Below are 23567 nucleotides of genomic sequence, written 5' to 3'. Positions count from 1 at the left end.
TCACTCGGCACCGATGCGGGCACCGACCCACTGCAAGGCGGGCGGGATCTCGCGGCACCACGTCTTGAAGTTGTGCCCGCCGTGGTCGAGGGTGATCGACGAGACGCGCGCCGGCGCCTTCACCTTCTCGACGAACTTCTGCGTCGGCTTGTAGTTTCCCTCGCCCTGCATCGAGGTGGTCACCAGGAAAGAGGACTTGCCCTGCGGCAGGTTGTCCAGGCTCCACAGCAGGTCGGATCGTTTCTCCTCTGCGGCGTTCCCGTGGAAGAGATCGCCGGAGTCGCCGTCCAGTTCCGGCTTGTAGTCCGCCGAAAGGCCCACTCCGGCCGCGTAGTTCTCCGGGTGCTGCAACGCGACCTTCAGAGCACAGTACCCCCCGGTGGAATCCCCCATGATGGCCCAGTTCGAGGGCGAGGTGCCGACGCGGTAGGCACCTGAGATCGCCTTGGGCAGGTCCTTGGCGAAGAAGGTCTCGCTGAGCGGGCCGCCCGGCACGTCGATGCACTGGGTGTTGCGGGTCGGCACCACCGAGGGCTGCATCATCACCAGGACCATCGGCGGCATCTTCTTCTGCTTGGCGAGCGTCCACGCCGTCTTCGGGTACGGCAGCGGTTTGAGCAGGTTCTCGGCCATCCCGGGGAACCCGGTGAGCACCACGGTCGCGGGGAACTTCCGGTTCTCGTTCCCCTTCTGGAAGTACTCCGGCGGCAGGTACACATAGGCGTTGACGGCGGCCTTGGACCGCTCGCCCCGCACCGTGATCTTCTCGATCTCACCGCCCACGTGCGGTGTCCGCCCGCCCCCCACGTCCGTCGGCTGCCGGCCCAGGAGCCGCACGGCGGAGCCGCCCGGCGCGTCGTGGCCCATGGACGGCATGCGCCCTTCCTGTCCGGCCAGGTCCGCCCAGGAACCGTAGAGCAGGAAGGTCCGGTTGGCCGTGAGGCCGACGGAGGCGAGCACCAGCACCTGGAGCGTGAGCACCACGCCGATCCGGCCGAGCACCGGCAGTCCGCCCCCGCGTCCGAGGCGTGGCCAGAGCCATACCGCGGCCGCGAAGGCCAGCACCGTGGCGAGTACGACGACGATCAGTAGCGTGCTGCTGGTCAGACTCACGGATCAGGGGAGCTCTCTACGCTGTGTCGGCACGGACCTGCGGTCCGGCGGCGCCGCCCGTGCGTGCGCACAGGGCTAGACAGCAACGGGACTCGATCCGTTCCACGCCGTTCACAGGAATTCCCTACGGTACGGCGTCTTTCGGACGGCCCGCCGGGTGCGTGGCGCCGCGCCCCGCGACAGAGCCATCCAGCCAATTCATTGACATGGGCCTGACATTTCAAGGTCCCTGTGGGACCTTCCCTGGCGTATCGCGCAAGCCCTCTCCCCGGCCGTGACGGAAACCGCCCCCGACGGCCGGGCGCACGCCCGCGAGGCCCCCCAAGGCCCCGCTTCACACCCCACGAGGACGTGGCGAAGAGGAGCGACAGGATGAAGATCTCGAAATGGCCGGGCGTGACCGCCCTCACAGCAGCGTTGACCATCGGCGGAGCGACGTCGGCGACGGCCCTGGGCCCCACCGCCGACCAGCGCCTCGACGGCGTCATCGTCGTCGCCGGCAACACCTGTACGTGGACCAACGCGCACACCAGCGCCGACCCCCCGAGCGCCCTGAGCGTCGACCGGACCACCATCAACACACCGGGCGGCAACCTCGCTTGCAACGGCGGCATCACGGCCACCCTCAACAACAACCCCGCGTTCACCTTCGACGACGCCGCCGGTGTTGCCAAGGCGGACGTCATCGACATCACGGGCCGGCAGAGCTTCATCTCCTGCCGCTTCAAGGCGACGAACATCGCGTGGAACCGCGACGGAACCACCCGAAAGTACGTCAACCAGGCCTTCACCGCGACCAAGGTCTCGGGCAGCTTCCTGTGCCCCGGCTCGGTCACGACGGCCGCCGGCGACGCCTCCATGCTGTTCCACTGATCCCGGATCCGCCGTACGCTGCCGCAGCCCCGCCGGGGCTGCGGCACGCGGGGACCGGGCGGCCGGCCGGTGCACGGGGATCAGGAGAGCCAGCCCGCGCGGGCCGCCAGGACGCCGGCCTCGAAACGGCTGCGCGCGCCCAGGCGTCCGATCAGGCCCGACGCGGTCCTGCGCACGGTACGCAGGGACAGGCCGAGCTTCTTGCCGATGGCCTCGTCGGTGTGGCCGCTGGCCAGCAGGTACAGCAGCTCGCGTTCACGGCGCGAGAGACCGGTGCTGTCGGGGTTGTCCTGTTCGTGCCAGGGCAGTCCGGAGTCCCAGAACCGGGTGAAGAGCACGTGCAGGGCCTCGACGACGCCCCGGCTGCGGATCTCCAGGGCACCTTGCCGGCCGTCCTCCGGATCGATGGGCACCAGCGCGACCTCGCGGTCCACGATGACCATCAGCATGGGTAACGTCGGCACGGTACGGGTCTCGCCGCCCAGCGTGGACAGCCAGCGGACGTATTCGAACGTGTCCGGATCCTTGCGGAAGCTGTCCTGATAGAGGGTGCGCAGGACGACCCCCCGCTCCAGCGCCATCTGGTCGAGCGGCTTGCTGGACTCCATCACGTCGGGCTTCTGGGCGCCGCCGGGGAAGAACGACAGGCATTCCGTGCGGGCGGTCTCGGCAAGTTGTTCCAGCCGCCGGCGGACCGTCTCCAGTCCGAACAGCTGCTGTACGACCTCGGGCGCGTGCCGGTGACTGCTGAACTGGCTGACGATGGCTGCCACGGAGGCACGGGCCGCTTCGAGCCGGCGCTGCTTCGCGCTGAGCTCCAGTTCGTTCCGGTTCAGCAGCACCCCGAGGCCGACCTCCGGACTGACCGTCAGGAATTCGCCTTCTGCCCTGCTCGGCTGCAGGAGATGGAGATCGGCCAGCTCGTCGAGGGCGTCCCGCACCGCGGACTCGGGAAGGCCGAGGTGCACGCCGATCTGCTGAACTCCCCAATCGGGTTGCGCCAGCAGCAGCCGGTATACGGCCTCGACTGCCGGTCCCAGGCCGAGTGCTTCCAGCAACGCCTGCTCCTTCCACAGGGGGTGGCCCGTGCGCGTCTCGCACGATCTCGGGGGTGCGGAAACCTCGACCGCGGGGAGGCGATCACCGCGAGACGCCGAATCCGGCCGACAGTACTACCGGTGGGCAGGCGTTCGGGATGCCCTGGCCGAAAATGCCACGGCCGCCCGATATCCGGCGTCGACCTCGACGTCGAGCACCGTCCATCCGCTTTCGGGGACCGCCGGTGCGGGCCCGGTCCCGACGTAGTGCCGGTCGATGCCGTGCGCCAGGCCCGCCCCGGTGCCCTTCAGATACGCCTCCTTCCTGGTCCAGCAGCGCAGGAAGGCGTCGCGCCGCTCCAGCGGTGCGAGCGCGAGCAGTTCCTGCCGTTCGCGCGGGTGCAGCAGGTCCCGCAGGTCGCCGTCCTCGCCGACCGGCGACGCCGCCTCGATGTCCACGCCCACCGGGGTCCGGCCGACGGCGCACAGCGCCAGGTCGCCGCTGTGCGAGAGCGAGAAGTGCAGGTCCGCGGCGGCCACCGCGGGCCGCCCGGTCGGACCTCCGCACACGGTGCAGGGCTCCCGGGTGATCACCACCGCCGCGGGGTCCCGCCCGAGGCAGGCGCCGAGCAGCCGGCGCAGCGCGAGGTGTGCCGCCGTGTACCGGTGGCGGTCGCCCGGGTACACGAACCGGGCGCGCCGCGCGGCCTCGTCGGGCTGGAGCATCCCGACGGACCCCGGGGCGACCCGGTGGTCCGCCGTGCGCACCAGCCAGATCTGCGGCGGCGCCCCGGCCTCCGGAGGGGCGAGGCCGCCGCTCGGCAGCCCGTCCCCGATCAGCAGCGGCGCCGGGGCCGTGAACACCGCGACGGTCATGTCCTCGCTCCGCCGCTCAGGCCGCGTGGCTGCCGGCCGGGACCTTGGCTCCCGTGTACGGGGCCACCTGCGAGAAGAGCGTGATGTGCTCGCTCACGTCCTCCAGCGGGCGCCGTGCACGGACGTTCGCCGGGTCCGGGGTGCCGATGTCAAGGGAGCCGAGGAGCCGCTCGCCGTCCCGCAGGCCCAGCGCCGCGCAAGCCGCGCCGGACCGGGCGAGCCGGCCGGTGCGCCAGATGCTGCCGTAGCCGCGGGCGTGCAGCAGGAGCATCAGGGAGTGCGCCATGCAGCTGGCGGCGGCCAGTTGCTCCCACTCCGGGACCCGGTGGCCGGCATGCGGTGAGAACACCAGCGCGGCGGACAGCGGCGCCCGGCGCAGTTTGGCGGTCAGCTGCCGGGCGGTGTTCTCGTCGGCGCCGTCCTCGTCGGCCAGGGCCCGGCCGAGGGCGTCGCGGTCGTCGCCGCGGAGCAGGACCCAGCGCCAGGGCCGCAGCCGGCCGTGGTCGGGGGCGGCGCTCGCGCCCTGGACGAGGTAGGTGAATTCGTCGTCGCCGGGCGAGGCCCCGCCGAGGACCTGCTCGCTGCGCCGGGTGAGTATCGCGGTCATGACATCCATCAGGGGTCGTCCTTCTCGTCGTCCGGGTGCGCGGGCAAAAGGGGAGGGAAGCAGCCGTTCAGGGCCTGATTTCGAGGGTGCAGCACTTGACGCTGCCGCCGCCCTTGAGGAGTTCGGACAGGTCCATGCCGATGGGGTGGAAGCCGCGCTCGCGCAGCCGGGCGGCGAGCCCTTCGGCGGCCTCGGGGAGCACCACGTTGAGGCCGTCGCTGACGGCGTTCAGCCCGAACGCGGCGGCATCCTCGGCGGAGACGAACAGCGCGTCGGGGAAGAGCGTCTCCAGGAGGGCGCGGCTGCCGGGGGCGAAGGCCTCCGGGTGGTACATGATCTCGTCGCCGTCGAGGACGGCGAGTGCCGTGTCGAGGTGGTAGTAGCGCGGGTCGACCAGTTCCAGGCTGATGACGGGCCGGCCGAAGAACGCCTCCGCCTCCTGGTGGCTGCGCTGGTCGCTGCGGAAGCCGTAGCCGGCCAGGACGAAACTGCCGGTGACGAGGAAGTCGCCCTCGCCCTCGTTGACGTACTGCGGATCGTGCAGCTCGGTGAAGCCGTGCGCGCGGAACCAGTCCAGGTACGCGGGCCCCTCGGGGACGCGCTCGGTGTTGCGGAACCGGGCTCCGAGGACGCGGCCGTCGACGACGGTGGCGCCGTTGGCGGCGTACACCATGTCGGGCAGGCCCGGCACGGGGTCGATCAGGTCGACGGTGTGCCCGAGCTCGCGGTACAGCTCGCGCAGCCGCTCCCACTGCAGGACGGCGAGGGCGGCGTCGACCGGCTTCTCCGGGTCCATCCACGGGTTGATCGCGTACACCACCTCGAAGTGGGAGGGGCGGCACATCAGGTAGCGGCGGCGGCGCTGCTCGCGCGGCCGGGCGGAGGGCGTCGGGACAGAGGTCATGTTCGCTCCCGGGTGAGGGGCCACACGGTGGTGGCGGGGATGAGGGGCGGGCTGTCGAGGTGAGCTTGAGGGGCGTGGGCGAACGGAGGATGAAGGCGGTTCAGCCGGCCGGGGCGTAGTGCACGAGCTCCACGAGCAGCTCGGCCGGCTCGGGCAGGTACAGGAAGACGACGCGCATCCCGGGGCGGGCGCCGCGGCACGGGCGGGCGTCGAGGGCGAGGAAACCCTCGCCGCGCAGCCGGGCGGCTTCGTCCTCCAGGCTGTCGACGGTGAAGGCGAGGTGGTAGAGGCCGGGGCCCGGGTCCTGGAGCCGGCCCTCCACGGCCGAGCCGGGGCGGGCCGGGGAGACCAGTTCGACGGCCGGTCCGGCCGGGGCGCCGGGGATGTTCCAGAACTCGCAGGCCACCCCGTAGGCGTCGGCCGTACCGCTCGTGGTGCGGGCGAGGCCGAGGGCGGCGAGCTGGGCGCCGGCCCGGCCGGGGTCCGCCGTGGCCAGGCCGATGTGGTCAAGGCCGAGTATCACCGGGCGCTCACCCCGTGGGGGCGGGTGCCTGTGCCGACGTCGGCGCCGGCCCGGTGCTCAGGCGGCCGATCTCCCGGGCCAGCTCCCCCACGGTGGCGAACCGCATGTACGCGCGCAGGTCGAGCTGGACGCCGTACGTCTGCTCGACGGTGGCGAGCAGACGCATGGCGGCGAGGCTCCCCCAGCGGCCGATCGTCTCGAAGCGGGTGTCGGCCGACAGCTCCTCGGCGGGGTGCCGGGCGACCCGGGCGACCAGCGGCCGCAGCGTTTCCATCAGCTCGGGCGCGGGCGCCGGCTCGGTGACGGGTCCTGGCTGCTCAGACATGGTGCGGTGCCTCCTTGGCGTCGAGGGTGATCCAGTCGGGGGCGAGGGCCGGGAGCGCGTCGAGGCGCGTCACGTAGCGGAGCGTCCCGTCGTCCCCGGGTGGGCCGTCCGCACGGCCGAACCCGGCGGACGGGTACAGGGCGGCGGCCGGCGCGTTGCGGCCCGTCGGCGTGAACCGGGCCTCCAGCAGCGCTGCGCCGGCCGCGCGGGCCCGGTCCGCCACGTACTGGAGGACGGACTGCTCCACGCCCCGGGACAGCACCCGGCAGCTGAGTACGAGATTGCGGATCACCCAGCGCTCGGCGCCCCGGTCGATCCACACACCGCCCACGACGCCCTCGGTGCCGAACCGGTCGGCCACCTCCACCGCGAGCACCAAGTGCGCGGCGGAGGCCGCCAGCCGCCGGGTCGCCGCTTCGCCGTGGGTCCGGCCGGTGAGGTTGAACTGGTTGGTCCGAAGCTCCAGTTGGATCACCCGGGGCAGGGTGAAGGCATCGGCCGGTGCGACCGCGACCCGGATGCCGAGATCCCGGAGATAGTCCTCGGCCGAGGCGTGGGTGCTCTCCAGCCGGCGCCGCTCGCGCCGGTCCCGGTAGAGCGAGGTCCGCGCGGCGTCGGTGGCGGTGGCCCCGAGCTGGGTGAAGTACGCCGGGTCGAGGACCTTGAGGGCGTGGCCGGCCGGGTCGCCGGCCAGGTGGACCACGCCGACCTGCGGCAGCCCCTTCCGTACCATCCCGCATTCGAAGGCGCTGTCGTCGGCGAGGACGAACGCGTCAGGCGACAGCCCCAGTTCATCGGCGAGGGCCGCGATGCGCACGTCCTTGCGCTCCCAGTCGGCGAGCACGGCGACGAAGTCATCGGGCCGCAGCACCATGTCCGGGTGCCCGGCGAGCACCTCGTCCACCAGGGACCGTTCGTTCTTGGAGCAGACGGCCAGCAGCACTCCCTGTCGCCGCAACGCCAGGGCCCGGCGCTGGAGTTCGGTGTAACAGTCGCCCGGGTAGAGGGTGCCGAGCTCGATGCCTGCCGGTCCGTCGTCGCCGAGGACGCCGCCCCAGAGGGTGTCGTCCAGGTCCAGGACGAGGACCTTGCGGCCGAGACCGGCAGCCGCCCGGCAGAAGGCCGCGGCCTCCCGGGCGTACGCCAGTTCCGCCCGCGGGGTCCACGCCATCCGGCCGAAGCGGTACTGCCGTTCGTCGCGGACCGGGCCGGGCACGTCCGCGAGTACGGACTCCAGGTCCAGGGTGTACACCCCGTCCAGGGTCTCGCCCGCCGCGAGCAGGACGGTGTTGGCCTCGCGCCAGATCCGGCCCAGCGCGGCCGCGCCCCGGTGGCCGATCACGCTCGCCCGGTCGGCGCGGGGCAGGGGAACGGTGTGGAGCAGCACGTCGGAGCCGGTGCGCCCGGCGAATGCCGCCGCCGCCCGGGCGAGGGTCCCGGCCCGCTCGCATACGGTGTCCGCGAGCGCGTCGAGGCGTGTCGGGTCCCAGTCCCCGGGGAGCAGTGCGGCCGCGTCGACCAGGCATAGGGTGGCGTCGGGCCGGAAGGCGGCCAGCTCGGAGTGCGGGTCGGTGAGTTCCGGGCCGAGTCGGTTGTAGGGGCAGGCGTGGATCTCGGTGTCGAGGCCGGCGGCGAGCAGGACGGCCCGCAGCAGGGGTTCGACGTTGTCGGCGGTGAAGGTGGCGGCGACGGCGATCCGCAGCGGGGCGGCGCGCCGGGCCGGGGCGGGTGACAGCCGGGCGGCGGTGACGCCGTCCAGCAGCCGGCCCGCCTCGGAGAGCAGCAACGGGTCTTCGAGCCGGTCGAGTCGGCCGGCCAGGTACGGGTCGGCCGACTCCGGTGCGGTCCGCAGGGCGGTGATGCGCCGCAGCAGTTCCTCGCCGTCCACGGCGGCGGTCATGACGCCCCGGCCGTCCATGCGGGCTGTCCGAGGATCTCGACGACGGCGCAGGCGTACGTGAAGCCCATCCCGATGCCGCACAGGGCGACCCGGTCGCCGGGCCGGATCTCGCCGTTCTCCAGCAGGTGGGTGAGTCCGGCGATCTGGTCGGCGGCGCCGATGTGGCCGACCCTGCGGCCCCATTCCCAGGTGGTGTTGGCGTCCTCGATGCCGAACATCGCCCGGAAGTCGACGTCGTCGAGGGTGCGGCCGACGTTGGTGAGCACCCAGCGGTCGATGTCCCGTGCGGTGAGCCCGGCGTCCGCGAGGGCGACGGTGACGCTCTCCTGCTGCCGCTCGGTGAGCGACTGGACGATCTTCAGCAGGAGTTCGCCGTTCTCCAGCAGGTAGTCGTCCCGCCGTCCCCGCAGGTCGACCGGCCCGTCCTGGGACGTGCCGGCCAGCTCCGCGAACGGCGTGTTGCCGAGGTAGACCGCCCCGTACGTGCCGTCGCTGATGACGGCGGTGGACAGCAGCCGCGCCACGCCGCCCTGCCGGGAGAGAACCAGCCCCGTGCCGCCGTCGCCGAAAACCACACCCTTGTCGGAGCGGTAGCGGTCGAAGCCCGGCAGGGCGAACACGTCGCTGGTGGTCAGGAGCGCGGCCGCCCGGTCCGACCGGGCGGTCAGATACGCCGCCGCGATCTCCAGGGCGGCGAGGCCGCCGTTGGAGTACTGCTTGACCTCCACGGCCGCGGCCCGGCCGCCGATGGTGCGGCCCTGGACGTAGGACGCCGGGGCGAAGTGGTCGAGGCCCTGGTGGTTGCAGCTGGAGTGGACGACCAGGTCGATCTCCTCCGGTGCCACCGTAGCCCGGTCCATCGTCAGATCGGCTGCCCGGACGGCGAGTTCGACCGCGGGCCCGTCCTCGGCCACGCTGATGGAGAGGAAGCCGTCGGAGACGGCCTCCGCCTCGTCGTACCGCCCTTCCGCGACCGCGGTGCGGACGTCCTCGCGGCGGCCGAGCACGGCCGCGCAGGCATTCACGTAGATTCCGTTCCACCGCACGGTATGCGGCCCCCCTTCGGTTGGTGGTCCCTGGTGTCCGGGCGGATCGCGCTCCGGTCTCACCGTCGGACCATGCAGTACTCCTCGTGCTTGGTCGCGCGGGTGAGCAGTTCCTCGTGGCCGCCGGCCGAGGCGATCTCCTTGAGCAGGGTGAAGACCTCGTCGCCGGACACGTCGGTGAGAAAGTGCTGTTTGATCAGCAGGGTCCGGATGTCCTGGTAGTTGCGGGGGTCCAGCACTCCGGCCAGTCCGAGCAGGGCCCGCCGGCCGTCCGCGCCGAGCGGCGGGCGGACGGCGACATTGCCGGCCGGGATGTCGGCCTCCGGGGTGACGTCCACGGAGAGCACCTGGTCCAGGCTCTCGGCCGTGAAATCGCAGATGATGTGGACCCGGTCGGCGTCGGAGAAGGATCCGACGGAGTGGGTGCGGGTGGCGTCCAGCCGCCACAACTCCCCGCGGCGCATCCGGAAGACGGTGTTCTCCTCGGAGGCGTAGACGTTGTCGTCGGTCTGCACCGGCAGGTGGATCCGCAGCATGTCGTTCTTGAGTTCGAGGAAATCGCGGTGCGGTACGTAGACGCTGCCCGGCGCGAGCCGCATGAACCGGGCGAACTTCAGGTGCTCGGTGCGGAACAGCGTGCCGATCAGCTCGCTGATGTACGGCAGGGCCGCCCCGTGCGGGGTGGGCCGGGCGGCGCCCTCGTAGTCGCCCAGAGCGGACTCGTCCAGGGTGCCGGTGCCGTTCCACAGCATGGTGCTGCGCAGCAGGCCGGTGCTGATGAAGTCCGCGTACGAGTCGTTGTACGCGAAGCCCTCGGAGACGGCGAGGTCAGCGGCCAGGCGCTCCTCGTCCAGCCGGATGGCGGCGATGCGGTGGGATCCCATGCTCAGGCCGCCTGTACGGCGGGGGCTGCGGCGGGCAGGCCGAGCGAGTCGGCGAAGGCGTTCAGGGCGCCTGCCCAGCTCGCGGAGTACTCACGGACCATCCCGGCGAAGAGGCGGGCCTCCTCCTCGGTGGTCAGCAGCGTGGTCATGCCGGTCTCGTCGTCGCTGACCTGCGCCGCGTGCATGGTTTCGGCCTTGATGTGCGAGTCGATCCAGGCCAGGTCGCCGGGCTCGGGGAACAGGCGGCGGCCGTCCGCCTCCAGCTTGCCGTAGACCCGGCGGAAGCCGACGGCGATGTCGAGGGCGATCGTCTCGACCACCCGCAGCTGGACGGCGGCGCCGAGCGGGGAGTCCGCGAACCGCTCCATGTTCTCGATCAGCCGCACCACTCCCTCGGGGAGCTGCCGGGCGGCCTCCCGGCCGGCCTCGCCGACGTGCTCGGAGACGGGCGCGATGACGGCGTCCTCCCACCACACGTAGTGGGCGCCGTCGGGGCCCTTCGGAGCGACCGCGGCGAAGACCGGCGCGAGGTTGTCGAGGTCGTCGCCGATGACCCGGAAGATGGTCTGGAAGGCGGCCAGCACGTCGCGGGACGGGGTCTCCTGGCGGGCGAGCCGGTGGGCGATCACGCCGAGGCTGGACAGCGTGGTGTACATGAACGCCTTGGTCATCGCCCGCCACTGGTGGGCGACGGCGAGGGCCCCCTGGAAGTCGTCGGTTTCGTATCCGCGGGCAAAGCTGAAGAACCGGTTGTCCACGCGGCCGAGTCCGGCGGCCGCTATCTCCTGGTCCACGAGCTCGTCGAGAGCGGTCCGCGCTTCGGTGGTCAATTCCATTGCTGTCACGGCTACTCCAGAATCCTTGATTTCTTGTGCGCTAGATTTCATCGAACGAGAGCGACGCGTCGACGACGGCGCGAATGGCTTTCGCGAGCTCCTGCGCGTTCTCCGGCGAGACGAGCGTGAAATGGTCCCCGGGAACGGCCCCGGTGGTCAGGGCGGAAATCCTGGCCCGCCATCCGTGGTCCTCGGCGCGCAGGGGCGCGGGCAGGTCGATGTGCGGGTCGGGGTACGGATCGGCCGCGCGCAGCAGGTGGACCGGGCCGGCGCAGGGCTGCGGCTCGTACCGCAGGAAGGCGGAGCGGTGGCGCTCCAGCAGGGCCCGGATCCGGGCGGCCTCCTCGGGCAGTCCGGCGAGGCCGTCCCGGGGGTACCCGGGTTCCGGCCCGTCCGCGGGCCGCTCTCCCGCCAGCAGGTCCATGCCGGCGAAGGCCGCACGGGCCCGGGCCTGCTCGTCCTCGTCCGCGAGGGCGGCGGGCGGCAGCCAGGTGTCGAGCAGGACGGTGCCCAGGACGTCCACGCCGCTGCGCTGCCACCGGCGGGTCATCTCCAGGGCGACGCAGCCGCCGACGGACCAGCCGGCCAGCAGCAGCGGGCGGGTGCCGCGGACCGCGTCGACCGCCGCCACGTACCGCTGTGCCATCTCCTCGATGGACTCCGGCGCGGGGCCGGGCCCGTCCACGGCCTGGACCCCGTACACGTCGCAGCTGCCGCCGAGCGCCTCGCCGACCGCCCGGAAGGGCAGTGCCGAGCCGCCGGCGCCGTGCACGAACAGGACGATCGGGCGGCCCTGAGGGCGTACGAGCGGCACCACGGTCTCGTCCGTGCCGCTGTGCGCGGATCCCAGCCGGGCGGCCAGCTCGCGCACCGAGGGGGCGGCGAACACGTCGCCGACGGTGGGCCGTACGCCCAGCTCCTCGGCACAGGCGGCGATCAGCTTGAAGACCAGCAGGGAGTGGCCGCCCAGGGCGAAGAAGCCGTCGGTGACGCTCAGCGCCTCGATCCCGAGGACGGTACGGAAGATCGCGGCGAGCCGGGTCTCCGTCTCGCCCTCGGGCGCGACGAGCTCCGCCGAGCCGCCGGCCGCCACCGTGCCCAGCCGTTCCAGCAGCGCCGCCTCGTCGACCTTGCCGTTGACGTTGTAGGGGATCCGGTCCACGCGGACCACGGCGGCAGGCACCATGTGGGCGGGCAGCAGGTGCCGGGCGTGCCGTTCCAGTTCCTGCGCGGCCGGGTCGGTGCCCGGTTCGGGTACCACGAAGACGGCTATGCGGCCGTCGAAGGTGCGCGGGGCGAGGGCGACGCAGGCCCGGACGCCGGGATGGTCGCGCAGGACCGCCTCGATCTCCGGCAGTTCGATGCGCAGACCGCGGATCTTCACCTGCCGGTCGATCCGGCCCAGGTGTTCGATGACCCCGTCCGGGCGGTAGCGGCACAGGTCGCCGGTACGGTACATGCGGGCCCCGACCGGCCCGAAGGGGTCGGGCAGGAAACGGTCGGCGGTCAGCGCCGGCCGGTCGTGGTAGCCGTGGGCCAGGCCGGTCTCGCCGCCGATGTACATCTCGCCGGGCATGCCGACCGGGAGGACCTCCTGGTCGGGCCCGAGGACGTAGATCCGGAAGTTGGCGCAGGGCCGGCCGAGCGGTACGACGGGCGCCCCGCTCTCGCGCGGGATGACGCCCTCGACGACGGTGCCCGCCTCGGTGGGTCCGCAGCAGTTGACGAGGTCGGCGTCGAAGCGGGCGTGGAAGGCGTCCCGGAGCCGGGGTTTGACCTCCTCGCCGCCGATGATGACCCGGCGCAGCGAGCGGCAGCTGCCGGGCGGGGCGGCGTCGAGGAACACCTCCATCATCGTCGGGACGAAGAACAGGGTGGTGACCTCGTACTTCTCGGTGAGCTCCAGCAGGTGGCCGGGGTCGCGCTGGCCGCCGGGCCGGGCCACGACGAGCCGGGCACCGTAGTAGAGCGGCCAGAACAGCTCCCAGGTGGAGACGTCGAAGCCGTATGAGGTCTTCAGGATGTTGGCGTCGCCCGGCCCGAAGGGGTAGGTCCGCTGGAGCCAGAAGATGTTGGCCAGGGCGCCGTCGACGGGGTAGGCGACCGCCTTGGGCCGGCCCGTGGAGCCGGAGGTGTAGAGCAGGAAGGCGAGCGCGTCGCCGCGGGTGCGCACGGCGGGGTTGACGGCCGGGCAGGCCTCCCAGGGGCGGTCGGGGCCGGTCAGCCGCAGCACCTCCCAGGGTCCCGGGGGCAGCTGGGCCGCGCCCTTGTCGTCGGCGAGGACGAGCTGCGGGCGGGTGTCCTCCAGCATGAAGGCCATCCGGCCGTCGGGGAGTTCGGGGTCCATGGGGATGTATGCGGCTCCCGCCTTGGCCACGGCGTACAGCGCGGTGACCATGGTGAAGCCGCGGTCCATGCAGACGGCGACCTTGTCGCCGGGGCGCACTCCGCGGGCCGCCAGGTGGTGGGCGAGCCGGTTGGCGCGCTCGTTCAGCCCGGCGTAGGTCAGTTCGCCCTCCTCGCCGACGAGAGCGGTGGCGTCGGGGGTGCGGGCCGCCTGTTCCTCGAAGGGCTCGGCGAGGGTGGCGTACGGGAAGCGGGGGGTCTCGTAGGCGTTGAGGCCGTGCAGGATCTCGCGGCGCCGCTCCTCGGAGAACAGGGGCAGCCGGCGTACGGGGGTCCCGGGGTCTGCGAGCAGGGTGGCGAGGAGTTCCAGGTACAGCCGGGCGAAGCCTTCGACGCTCGCGGCGTCGAAGAGGTCGGTGGCGTACTCGAACAGGCCGTGGAATCCCCCGCCCGCGCCCTCGTCGTCGACGGAGACGGACAGGTCGGTGCGGGCCGAGCCGGTGTCCACGACGGTCAGGGCGGCGGCCTCGGCTCCCTGGTCCATCCGGACGCCGTCCTGGACGCCGAAGATGGTCTGGAAGACGGGGTTGACGCCCGGGGTCCGCGTGATGCCGAGTTCGGCGACGATCCGCTCGAAGGGCACCGTCTGGTGGTCCTGCGCGTCCAGCACGGTCTGCTGCACCTGCCGGACGAGGTCGCGGAACCCGGGGGTGCCGGAGAGGTCGGTGCGCAGGGCGACCGGTTTGACGAAGCAGCCGACGATCTTCTCGGCGGTCTCGTCGTCGCGGCCGGCGAGCGGGGAGCCGACGAGCACGTCGTCCTGGGCGGCGAGCCGGGAGAGGAGGACGCTGTAGGCGGCGAGCAGGACGACGAAGAGCGAGGCGCCCTCGCGGGCGGCGAAGGCCCGTACCCGCCCGGCCAGTTCCGGGTCTGCGGCGAATTCGACGAAGGCTCCGGTACGGGTCTCGGCCGCCGGCCGGGGCCGGTCCCTGGGCAGGTCCAGCACGGGCAGTTCGCCGGCCAGCCGCGTCTTCCAGTAGGCCAGTTCGCGCTCGTCCCGGCCGTCGGCGGCGGACCGGGCCCGTTCGGCGGCGTAGTCGAGGTAGCCGACGCCGTGTGCGGGCGGCAGCGGTCGTCCGGACAGGAGGCGGGCGAGTTCGTCCATCACCTGGGTGACCGACCAGTGGTCGATGATCACGTGGTGGAAGCCGAGGACGAGGCTCGCGCGGCCGCCGGGGAGCAGCACGGCCAGCACCCGGAACAGCGGCGCCCGGTCGGTCGGCAGCGGGATCGCGGCGCTCTCCCGGGCGATTTCGGCGGCACGCCGGCCGGCGGCGTCCGGGTCGAGGTCCCGCAGGTCGTGCCAGGTGACGGGGGGCTCGGCGGGGCCGGGGTCCTCCTGGACCGGGACGCCGTCCTCCTCGACGATCCGCAGCCGCAGGGCGTCGTGGCGCTCCATCAGGGTCCGGACGGCGGCGGTGAGCCGGTCGCGCTCCGGGGCGCGGTCGAGTTCCACCGTGTTGTACAGGTTGTATTCGGCGCTCTGCGGAAAGCGCTTGGTGAAATACCAGATCCGCGCCTGTGCGGGCAGCAGTGGAACCCGGGTGCCCGGTGCTGTGCGGGCTATTTCCGAGACGGGCGCCTTCTCCGCTTTCCGACTGCGGAGCCTTTCGAGGAGCTGGGCTTGTCCGGCACTGAGCTGACTCACCTGTTCACACCCCACCCGGGAACGAGGACGACTTCTTGAGGATGAAAAGGAAGTTATCCGATGCCGGGTGAATTCGACTGGCCAAGCTTTTCAGTCGAACAGGGGTGGCCCGAAGGCGCGGCCTGCCGGGCTCAGTGCCGTTTGACCGGAGCCTCGGCGGGGCGGAAGGCGAGCCGTGGTCCCTCGCCCGTCCAGCCCCCGGCCGCCGGGTCCGCGGCCGTGGCGTGGAGACGGCGCAGGCTCGCCAGCAGGCCGAGGGTGAGCCAGCGGCCGAGTTCCGGATGGGCGGGGTGCTCCCACAGCCCGCCGGGGCCGCGCAGCCCCTCCAGGAAGGCGACCAGATCGGCGACGCGGGCGTCGCGCGGCGAGATGCCGGTCCGGGAGGCCAGGTCGAGGACGAAGGCCAGGTCGAAGCGGGCGTACAGGGAGATGAAGCCGGCGGCGCGCTCGCGCCCCTGGAGCCGTGCGGTCTCGGTGCCGAGCGCCCATTCGTCCCGGGTCTCGCGGCGCAGCAGCAGGTCCACCGCGCGCCGGGCCGGTTCGCTGCCGGCCCTGCCGGGATGCAGGACCAAGGCGGCCAGTGCCGCCTGCGTGTTGGCGCGGCAGCCGGGCGAGCCGGGCAGCCTGCGGTAGCCGGGGACCCCGCCGGGCTGCCCGGCGACGAGGCCGGTGGGCCAGGAGCCGTCCGCGAGGCGCCGGTCGAGCAGCCAGCCGTACGCGCGCTCGGCCCGCGGGTCGGTGGCGGCGCCGACAGCGGCGACGGCCCGCAGCGGCACCGACGCCTGGAGCGGGATCATGGAGTAGCGCTCGTCGGTGCGGAACCGGTCGAGCGGGAAGGCTCCGTCCGGGCGCTGCTCGGCGAAGACCCGCTCGGCCAGTTCGGCCACGCGGGGGTGGTCCCGGTCCAGTCCCAGGTTCCCGAGCCGGCACAGCAGCATGCACAGTTGCTGGAAGTCGGCGGGCTCGGCCGTCAGCAGTTCACGGATCTCGGGGTCGGTGGTGCGCCGGGCCAGCAGGTCGGCCAGTTCGGGGTCGTCGGCGGGGACCCCGAGCAGTTCGGTCAGGACGCGGGCGCGCAGGGCGGGCGACCGGTCGCACAACAGCAGCAAGGCGGCGGAGGCGGCCAGCCCGGTCCCCTCCACGGCGGTCGCGATCGGGGGCACGGCCTTGCTCACGTCAGTACCTCGCGCAGGTAGGGGGCGGTGGCGGTGTCGCCGGCGGCCAGCTCCTCGGGGGTGCCCTCGGCGACCACCCGGCCGCCGTCGGGGCCGCCGCCGGGGCCCAGTTCGAGGAGCCGGTCGCAGCAGGCCAGCAGTCGGACGTCGTGGTCGACGACGAGCACGCTGTGGCCCCGGCGCACCAGGCCGTCCAGCGCTTCGACGAGCTGGTCGACGTCCGCGTCGTGCAGGCCCGCGGACGGCTCGTCGAGGATGTAGAGGGTGGGGCGGGCGGCCGGCCTGGCGAGCTCCCGTACCAGTTTGAGGCGTTGGCGCTCGCCGCCGGAGAGGGTGGCGACACCCTGGCCGAGGCTGAGGTGCCCGAGGCCGAGGGCGGCGGCCGAGCGCAGCACGGGGGCCACCGGGTCGAGGTCCCCCCACAGTTCCAGGACCTCCTCGGCGGTCAGCCGTTCCAGGGCGGGCAGGCTGTGGCCGCGCACCACGAGTTCGCGGGCCTCGGCGCGGTAGCCGGTGGCCTCGCAGGCGTCGCAGGGCCGGTGGACGGCAGGCATGAAGCCCATGTCCTCGGTGACGGTGCCCTTGCCCTTGCAGGCGTCGCAGCGCGGCTGGAGGTCCTCGGCCGTCAGTTCGCGCTCCCGGGCCGCGGCGGTGTCCGCGTACGCCTCGCGCAGCGGGGCGAGCAGCTTGAGGAAGGCACCGGGCGAGGTGATCCCGGTGCTGCTCTGGTCGGCGTGCCTGACCTGGCGGGGGGCGCCCTCGATGCGGGCGTGGGCGCCGGGGGCGACGGGGGTGGCCGCCGCCGAGGTGGTGAGCTTCTTCGGGGCGAGCGCGCGGGCCACGATGTCGATCGCGAGGGTGGACTTGCCCGAGCCGGAGACCCCGCAGATCCCGGTCAGGACGCCGAGCGGGATGACCACGTCCCGGCCGTCGAGGTTGTTCTCGGCGGGCCCCCGTACAGTCATCCGGCCGGTGGGCTCGGCCCGGGGGCCGGCGGCCCGGCCGGGCAGGGGGCGTTCCAGCAGTGCGCGGGCAGGTGGTTCGCGCCTGACCTCGGCGGTGGTTCCGGCGGCGACCACGGTGCCGCCGCGGCGGCCCGCCCCCGGGCCCATGACGATCTGGTGGCCGGCCCGGGAGACGATGCGGCTGTCGTGGTCGACCACCACGACGGTGTTGCCGCGTCCGGTGAGCTCCTCAAGTACGTCGCCCAGGACGTCGGCCTCGCGCGGGTGCAGGCCCCGGGACGGCTCGTCCAGCAGGACGGTCATGCCGGTCAGTTCGGCGCCGAGCAGGGCGGTGAGCCGGACCCGCTGGAGCTCTCCGGCGGACAGGGTGTTGGCCATCCGGTCCAGGTGGAGGTGGCCGAGGCCGACGCGACCGAGGAATTCCAGGCGGCGCAGCGCCACGCCGTGCGACCAGGCGGCCCAGCCGGGCGCGCCCTCGGGCAGGCGCAGCGCGGCCAGGGCGGCATGGACGGCGGCGGCGGGCTCGCGGTGCAGCTCGTACCGGCCCAGCCCGGCGACCTTCTGGTCGAGGAACTCGGGGCGCAGGCGGCCGCCGCCGCAGGGCGGGCAGAGCACCCTCTCGGTGTAGAGGCCGCCGACGTCCCAGCCGTCCATGATCCGGAACACGCCCCGCCACAGGACGGTGGCCCCGGGCGTGACGCGGGCCCGGTCGGAGAGGGTCACTTCCTCCTGGCCGAACAGGAAGGCGTCCTGGGCCTCCTTGGCCATCTCCTGCCAGGGGGTGGTCTCGGGGTCGAAGCCGTGGCGTTCGCCGAGGGCCTGCAGCATCCAGTACCCGCCGTTCGCGGGCTTGGAGTGGTAGGCGCGGGGATAGAAGCCGGGCGAGTACATCGCGCCGTCGCAGAGCGGCCGGTCGGGCCGGGTGATGAGGCGCTCCACGACGGGTACGGCGACGGTGCCCATGCCGTGGCAGCGCAGGCAGGCCGCCTCGTAGCGGATCGGGGAGAAGTCGGCGGGGTCGGCGGGGGGTCCGGGGCGGCCGCAGTCCGTGCAGGCCCAGGGGCTGCCCGGCCGGTGGCCCGTGCGCCGTTGCGCGCCGCCGCAGTCGGGGCAGGTCCGGGCCCCCGCGTAGGCGAGCAGGACGCCGAGGTGGGGGCTGAGGTCGGTGGCGGAGCCGACGGTGCTGCGCAGGCCGGGGGCGCGCCGGTCGGCGCCGATGGCCAGGGTGGGGCCGAGGCCGGTGACCGACGCGGCCCCGGCCCGGGGGCCTTCGCGCACCGACTGGCGCTCGTACAGGGAGAGGGACTCCAGCAGCCGCCGGGTGGCCTCGGCTTCGAGCACGTCGCGTACGAGCGAGGACTTCCCGGAGCCGGACACCCCGACGACGGCGGTGAGGGTGTTCTTGGGCAGGGAGACCGAGACGTCGCGCAGGTTGTTCGCGCGGGCACCGGTGATCTCGACGGCGGTGCGGGCGGGGCGCGGGGCGCGCGGCCCGGCCGGGGGGCGGACCCGCTCCTCGGGGCGCGGACCGGGCGGTCCGGCGTGCAGCAGCCGGCCGCCGTGGGGGCCGCTGCCGGGGCCGATGCGCAGGGTCCAGTCGGCCATCGCAGCGATGTCCTGGTGGTGTTCGACGACGACGACCGTGCAGCCCCGGTCGGTGAGGGTGCGCAGCAGGGCGGCGAGCCGGGGCACGTCGGCGGGGTGCAGGCCGGTGCTGGGCTCGTCGAGGTAGACGAGCTGGGCGGGGCGGCTCGCGGCGAGCTGGCGGGCGAGTTTGACGCGCTGGGCCTCCCCGCCGGAGAGGGTCGGCGAGGGCTGGCCGAGGGTCAGGTAGCCGAGGCCGACGTCGGTGAGGGCCGTCAGGATGCGGCGGGCCTTGGCGTCGTGGCCGAAGAGCGGTACTGCCTCCCGCACGCTCAGTTCGAACACCTCGGCGACGGAGTAGTCGCGGCCGTCGGCGAGTTCGGCGCGCAGGGCGAGCGCCGCGGTGGCGTAGCGGCGGCCGCCGCAGGCCTCGCACTGCACCCATTCCGAGGGCAGGAAGCGGAGCTTGACCTCCACCGATCCCATGCCGGCGCACTCGGGGCAGGCGCCCTCGGTGCGGTTGAAGGAGAAGACGCTCGCTTCGGCTCCGGTCGCGGCGGCGAGGACGGCCCGGATCCGGTCGGCGAGGCCGGTGTAGGTGGCCGGGTTGGAGCGGGGGTTGATCCCGATGGGCGCCTGGTCGACGGTGAGCGGGGTGAGCGTACGGCCCTCGACCGCGGTGCAGCCGCGGGGCTCCTTCGCTTCCAGGGAGGCGACGAGGACGTCGCGGACCAGGGTGCTCTTGCCGGCCCCGGAGGGGCCGGTGACGACGGTCAGGGCGCCGACGGGGAAGGAGCAGTCGAAGCCGGTGAGGTTGTGGTGGCGGGCGCCGCGCACGGTGAGCCATTCGGTGTCAGCGGCGACGGCGGCCCCGGCGGGGGCGGTGAGCCCCTCCCGGCCGGAAAACCAGCGGCCCGAGACGGTGTCGCCCTCCCAGAGGCCGCCCGGGGTTCCCTCGTACACGACGCGCCCGCCGTCCGGTCCGGCCCCGGGGCCGATCTCGATCACGCGGTCGGCGCCGGCCACGGCGGTGCGGTCGTGCTCGACGAGTACCACCGGGCCGGCCAGCTCGGCGAGTTCGTCCATGAGCGCGCGCACCTGGGCGGCGCCGAGGCCGATGGTGGGCTCGTCCAGGATGTGCAGCAGGTCCTCCACGTCGTTGGCCAGCAGGACGGCGATGCGCAGTCGTTGGGCCTCGCCGCGCGAGAGGGTCGGGGAGGGCCGGTCCAGGGCCAGGTAGCCGAGGCCCAGCGAGTCCAGGGCCTGGAGGCGGCGCAGGACGTGGCGGACGGGTGCGTCGGCGTGGGCGGGCAGCGCGGCGCCGGTCAGGACGGCGCGGGCGCCGGTCACGTCGAGGCCGAGGAAGGCGTCGAAGGTGTGGCCGGCCAGTTCGTGGCCGCCGGTCCGGGGCATGCCGGTGCTGACAGTGCCGTTGCCCGGTGCGCCGTTCTGCGCGGTGCCGCTGCGGAAGTCCTGGGGGCGGACGGCGGGCAGGGCCGCCCCGCAGCCGGTGCACAGGGCCGCCCGGGACAGGATCCGGCTGGCGCCGTCCGGGGTGGTGATGCGCAGCTGGACCGCGCCGAGCGCGGCCGCCTCGTCGAGCAGGGCCCGGGCGGTCCGGGCCGGTTCCCCGGCGGCCAGAGTGCCGACGCCGACCTCGATCGTGTGGGGCAGCGCCGGATCCAGGGGATCCCCGGTCCAGGGCAGCCCGTCCACGGTGAGCCGCTCCCGCCCGAACCGTCCGGCCAGATGCGCCAGCAGCCGAACGTGGCTGCCCTCGGCCCCGCGCACCAGCGGGGCGGCGACCTCGGCGGCGCCCGCCGCGTCGGCCGCGGCCCGGAGCACCGAGAGCTGTTCCTCGGCGGGCATGGTCTCGGTCGTCGCGGAGCAGTGCGGGCAGCGCAGCGTGGCGAAGCGGGCGAAGAGCACCCTCAGGAAGGGGTGGATGCCGGCGGCGGTGGCGACGGTGGACAGCGGGTTGCGGTTGAGGACGTTCTGTCCGACCGCGACGGCGGGCCGCAGGCCGTGGACGGCACGGACCCGGGCGGCCCTGGCGGCGGCGCCGGCCGGGGCCGCCGCCAGGGTGGCCAGGAACCGGTGCCTGGCCTCCCGGTAGAGGGTGTCGAAGACGAGCGAGGACTTGCCGGAGCCGGAGGCTCCCACCACGGCCGTGATCCCGTCGGACAGAGTGACGTCGATGTCCCGGAGATTGTTCTCCGTCGCGCCCTCGATCCGCAGTCCTAAGCCCGCGGCTCCCGCCGCGCCGTCACCCGACGTACCCATCGCACCCACCGCAGAGCCCTTCCGCCGCCCGGCCCGGTCCGGGCCGGCGTCCCGCCGCCGTCTCGATCACAGCCGGCTCAGGAGTGTAGCCGCCTCCTCGTCGGTCATTCCGGCGACCAGCTCGGTGAGCGCCTTCTCCACGGCGGCGGCCAGGCCCTCCACGGTCGGCAGACCGAAGAAGTCCCGGACCGACACCTGGACGTGGAATGCGGCGTTGATCCGGTTGAGCAGTTGGAGGGACTTCAGCGAATTGCCGCCGACGGAGAAGAAGTTGTCGGTCCGGCCGGTCTTGCCGACGCCGAGCACCGCCTGCCAGAGCAGCGCGACCTCCTCCTCCAGCCCCGCCCGCGGGGCGTCGCCGCCGCTGCGGGCCTGCCGGTCGGCGAGGGTGGGGGCGGGCAGCCGGAGCCGGTCCAGCTTGCCCGAAGGGGTGTACGGCAGCTCTTCGACCGGGACGTACACGGCGGGCAGCATGTAGCCGGGCAGCCGCTGTTCGGCGAAGGCGGCCAGGGCCTCGACGTCCGGCGCGTCCGCGTACGCGGCCGCGACCACGTACGCGGCGAGCTGGCCCGCGCCGTCGTCGTCCCGGAAGACGGAGACGGCGCAGGCGCGGATCCCGGGGTGGCCCGCGAGGACGGCCTCGACCTCGCCGGTCTCCACGCGGCAGCCGCGGATCTTGACCTGGTTGTCGACCCGGCCCAGGTAGTGGATCGAGCCGTCGGCACCGGCCGAGACCAGGTCGCCGGTGCGGTACAGCCGCTCGCCGGGCGCCACCGGGTACGGGTGCGGTACGAACCGCTCGGCGGTCGGCGCGGGGCGGCCGAGGTAGCCGCGGGCGAGCCCTCCGGTGCCGGAGACGCAGAGCTCGCCGGGGACGCCGGGCGGCACCGGGCGCAGGGCCTCGTCGAGTACGAACAGCCGGTAGATGCCGATCTGCCGGCCGATGGGGAGCCCGCCGTGCCCTGCGTACGAGCGGCCCTCCCAGCCCGCGACCTCGGAGGTCTCCGTCTGGCCGTAGAGGTTGTGCAGTTCGGCGTCGAACCGTTCGGTGAAGCGTTCCAGCAGATGGCTGCCGGCGGCCTCGCCGGACAGCTGGACCCAGCGCAGATCGGGGGCGGCGGTGTCCGGGGCCAGGTCGAGATAGGCGTTGAGCATGGAGGGCACGAAGTGGGCGAACACGGTCCGCTCCGTCGACAGCAGCCGGCTCAGGTGCACGACGTCGGATTCCGCGCCCGGGTCGGCCATCAGGACGGTCGCGCCCGCGGCGAGCGGCCCGAACAGCTCCCAGATCGCCACGTCGAAGATGAGCGGCGTCTTGTGGATCACCCGGTCGCCGGGCCGCAGGCCGTAGCGCCGGCCCAGCCACTCCAGGCGGCCCGCGGCGCAGCGGTGGTCGATGACCACGCCCTTGGGGGTGCCGGTCGAGCCCGAGGTGTAGTACGCGTACGCGGCGTGGTCGAGGGACACCTCGACGTACGGCGGGTGCGGCGCCGAGCCCTCGGCGGGTACCGGGATGAGCGGCCCGGCCACGGCCGCGGCCAGCCGCTCGCGCTGGGACTCCCCCGCGAGGACGGCGGCGACACGGGCGTCGCCGGTGATGACCGCGACCCGCGGGGCGGGCAGGGCCGGGTCGAGCGGGACGAAGGCGGCGCCGCGCTTGAGGACCGCGAGGAGCGCGACCAGCAGGTCCGCGGAGCGCTCGACGCACACGCCGACCAGGCTCTCGGGGCCGACGCCGGTCTCGGCGAGGGTGGCGGCGAGCAGATTGGCCCGGCCGTCGAGTTCGCCGTACGTCGTGGCCCGGCCGCCCGCCTCGACGGCGACGGCGTCCGGGTCGCGGCGGGCCGCGTCCTCGAAGGCGGCGTGGATCGGCCGCAGGTCCGGGTAGCGCTCGAAGTGCGCGTTGGCCGCGGCCGCGGCCTCGGCCTGGCGGTCCTCGGAGAGGAGGGCCAGCTCGTCCAGCCGGGCCTCCGGGCGGGTCACGGCGTCCGTGAGCAGGGTGAGCAGGGCGTCGGTCCAGCCCGCGGCACCGGCCCCGGACGGCAGTCCGGCGAGCCCCACACTGCCGCGGAGCCCGGTCCCGTCGGCATCGACGAGGCACTGCACGCGTATGCCGTGTTCCGGCCCGGTCCGCACCGCCGTCCCGGCCGCGTCCGCCGGGGCGGCCGCCGCCGACCAGTGGAACAGGATCCGTTCGGCTGTCGTCTGCCGCGCCGCCCCGGCGGCGGTCGCGGTGTCGGAGTCTGAGTCGGCGTCGGCCGGTCGGGCCGAGGGGCCCTCCGCGAGGCCCTTGTCGACCGCGCGCAGCAGTTCGGCGAAGGTGAGGTCTCCGGTGGCCGTCACCGGGATCACCCGCTCCTGGCCGGCCGCGGTGCGGATCTCGGCGTTCTCCCGGCGGGTGTGCCGGAACCGGGTGGCGAGGACCGCGGCGAGCAGTACGGACGGCACGTCCACGCCGTGGCGCCGGGCGGCTTCGGCGAGGGCTCGGCCGGCCGCCGGCCCCACGTGGAACGGCACGTCGGCGGGGGCTGCGGCCCTTGTGTCCGCGGCCTCGTTTCCTGTGGTGGTCACTGAATTCCCCT

General features: G+C 73.7%; 16 protein-coding genes. 1 reads left to right on the top strand and 15 read right to left on the bottom strand.

The annotated features are described in order from the left end of the window. Complete coding sequence (locus tag ABTY04_RS25025) at positions 1 to 1113, bottom strand: alpha/beta hydrolase (RefSeq protein ID WP_352215619.1); 1113 nt, start codon at positions 1111 to 1113, stop codon at positions 1 to 3. 372 nt (positions 1114 to 1485) lie between these two features. Here ABTY04_RS25025 and ABTY04_RS25020 point away from each other — a divergent pair, with 372 nt between their 5' ends. Continuing rightward, a complete protein-coding gene (locus ABTY04_RS25020) occupies positions 1486 to 1986 on the top strand; it encodes a hypothetical protein (protein WP_352215618.1) in 501 nt (166 codons plus the stop codon). Positions 1987 to 2066: 80 nt separating this feature from the next. Here ABTY04_RS25020 and ABTY04_RS25015 read toward each other — a convergent pair whose 3' ends face one another. The 14 genes from ABTY04_RS25015 to ABTY04_RS24950 all read right to left on the bottom strand — a co-directional run bounded on the left by ABTY04_RS25015 (position 2067) and on the right by ABTY04_RS24950 (position 23556). Next, positions 2067 to 3044, bottom strand: a complete 978-nt coding sequence (locus tag ABTY04_RS25015; RefSeq protein WP_352215617.1) for a helix-turn-helix transcriptional regulator — start codon at positions 3042 to 3044, stop codon at positions 2067 to 2069. Between the two features lie 114 nt (positions 3045 to 3158). Further along, positions 3159 to 3899, bottom strand: coding sequence for a 4'-phosphopantetheinyl transferase family protein (locus ABTY04_RS25010; protein WP_352215616.1), 741 nt, complete (start codon positions 3897 to 3899; stop codon positions 3159 to 3161). A 16-nt stretch (positions 3900 to 3915) separates the two neighbouring features. Continuing rightward, a complete protein-coding gene (locus ABTY04_RS25005; RefSeq protein ID WP_352215615.1) occupies positions 3916 to 4506 on the bottom strand; it encodes a nitroreductase family protein in 591 nt (196 codons plus the stop codon). A 67-nt stretch (positions 4507 to 4573) separates the two neighbouring features. Continuing rightward, positions 4574 to 5410, bottom strand: a complete 837-nt coding sequence (ddaH, locus tag ABTY04_RS25000; protein WP_352215614.1) for a dimethylargininase — start codon at positions 5408 to 5410, stop codon at positions 4574 to 4576. Positions 5411 to 5510: 100 nt separating this feature from the next. Further along, positions 5511 to 5933, bottom strand: a complete 423-nt coding sequence (locus ABTY04_RS24995) for a VOC family protein (RefSeq protein ID WP_352215613.1) — start codon at positions 5931 to 5933, stop codon at positions 5511 to 5513. A gap of 7 nt (positions 5934 to 5940) precedes the next feature. Next, positions 5941 to 6258 carry an acyl carrier protein gene (locus tag ABTY04_RS24990; protein ID WP_352215612.1) on the bottom strand — a complete coding sequence of 106 codons (318 nt, stop codon included), beginning with the start codon at positions 6256 to 6258 and terminating at the stop codon, positions 5941 to 5943. Then, positions 6251 to 8158, bottom strand: coding sequence for an HAD-IIIC family phosphatase (locus ABTY04_RS24985; RefSeq protein ID WP_352215611.1), 1908 nt, complete (start codon positions 8156 to 8158; stop codon positions 6251 to 6253). The genes ABTY04_RS24990 and ABTY04_RS24985 overlap by 8 nt, the downstream gene beginning before the upstream one ends. Continuing rightward, entirely contained in the window at positions 8155 to 9204 is a 1050-nt protein-coding gene (locus ABTY04_RS24980) for a ketoacyl-ACP synthase III family protein (RefSeq protein WP_352215610.1), read from the bottom strand. Before ABTY04_RS24980 ends, ABTY04_RS24985 begins: the two co-directional genes overlap by 4 nt. Before the next feature lie 59 nt (positions 9205 to 9263). Continuing rightward, entirely contained in the window at positions 9264 to 10088 is an 825-nt protein-coding gene (locus ABTY04_RS24975) for an aspartyl/asparaginyl beta-hydroxylase domain-containing protein (RefSeq protein WP_352215609.1), read from the bottom strand. Positions 10089 to 10090: 2 nt separating this feature from the next. Further along, on the bottom strand, positions 10091 to 10924 hold the full coding sequence (locus tag ABTY04_RS24970; RefSeq protein ID WP_352215661.1) for a DUF6202 family protein: 834 nt from the start codon (positions 10922 to 10924) through the stop codon (positions 10091 to 10093). 40 nt (positions 10925 to 10964) lie between these two features. Then, the gene (locus ABTY04_RS24965) at positions 10965 to 14978 is read right to left on the bottom strand and encodes a non-ribosomal peptide synthetase (protein ID WP_352215608.1); all 4014 of its coding nucleotides are present in this window, start codon (positions 14976 to 14978) and stop codon (positions 10965 to 10967) included. Between the two features lie 131 nt (positions 14979 to 15109). After that, positions 15110 to 16153: a hypothetical protein gene (locus ABTY04_RS24960; protein WP_352215607.1), complete on the bottom strand. Its 1044-nt coding sequence runs from the start codon at positions 16151 to 16153 to the stop codon at positions 15110 to 15112. Next, positions 16150 to 20985, bottom strand: a complete 4836-nt coding sequence (locus tag ABTY04_RS24955; protein ID WP_352215606.1) for an excinuclease ABC subunit UvrA — start codon at positions 20983 to 20985, stop codon at positions 16150 to 16152. Before ABTY04_RS24955 ends, ABTY04_RS24960 begins: the two co-directional genes overlap by 4 nt. A 66-nt stretch (positions 20986 to 21051) precedes the next feature. Next, positions 21052 to 23556: a non-ribosomal peptide synthetase gene (locus ABTY04_RS24950; RefSeq protein ID WP_352215605.1), complete on the bottom strand. Its 2505-nt coding sequence runs from the start codon at positions 23554 to 23556 to the stop codon at positions 21052 to 21054. Between the last annotated feature and the right edge of the window lie 11 nt (positions 23557 to 23567).

It is taken from the genome of Streptomyces sp. NPDC097981 (genome assembly GCF_040302565.1).
In the GTDB taxonomy this organism is placed as follows: Bacteria; Actinomycetota; Actinomycetes; order Streptomycetales; family Streptomycetaceae; genus Streptomyces.
This window is presented reverse-complemented; position numbering and strand designations above follow the sequence as displayed.

Excerpts from the sequence above, each read along its gene's own strand:
- ABTY04_RS25020 (WP_352215618.1), top strand. The coding sequence starts at position 1,486 with ATGAAGATCTCGAAATGGCCGGGCGTGACCGCCCTCACAGCAGCGTTG.
- ABTY04_RS25010 (WP_352215616.1), bottom strand. The coding sequence starts at position 3,899 with ATGACCGTCGCGGTGTTCACGGCCCCGGCGCCGCTGCTGATCGGGGAC.
- ABTY04_RS25005 (WP_352215615.1), bottom strand. The coding sequence starts at position 4,506 with ATGACCGCGATACTCACCCGGCGCAGCGAGCAGGTCCTCGGCGGGGCC.
- ddaH (WP_352215614.1), bottom strand. The coding sequence starts at position 5,410 with ATGACCTCTGTCCCGACGCCCTCCGCCCGGCCGCGCGAGCAGCGCCGC.
- ABTY04_RS24990 (WP_352215612.1), bottom strand. The coding sequence starts at position 6,258 with ATGTCTGAGCAGCCAGGACCCGTCACCGAGCCGGCGCCCGCGCCCGAG.
- ABTY04_RS24985 (WP_352215611.1), bottom strand. The coding sequence starts at position 8,158 with ATGACCGCCGCCGTGGACGGCGAGGAACTGCTGCGGCGCATCACCGCC.
- ABTY04_RS24975 (WP_352215609.1), bottom strand. The coding sequence starts at position 10,088 with ATGGGATCCCACCGCATCGCCGCCATCCGGCTGGACGAGGAGCGCCTG.
- ABTY04_RS24970 (WP_352215661.1), bottom strand. The coding sequence starts at position 10,924 with ATGGAATTGACCACCGAAGCGCGGACCGCTCTCGACGAGCTCGTGGAC.
- ABTY04_RS24955 (WP_352215606.1), bottom strand. The coding sequence starts at position 20,985 with ATGGGTACGTCGGGTGACGGCGCGGCGGGAGCCGCGGGCTTAGGACTG.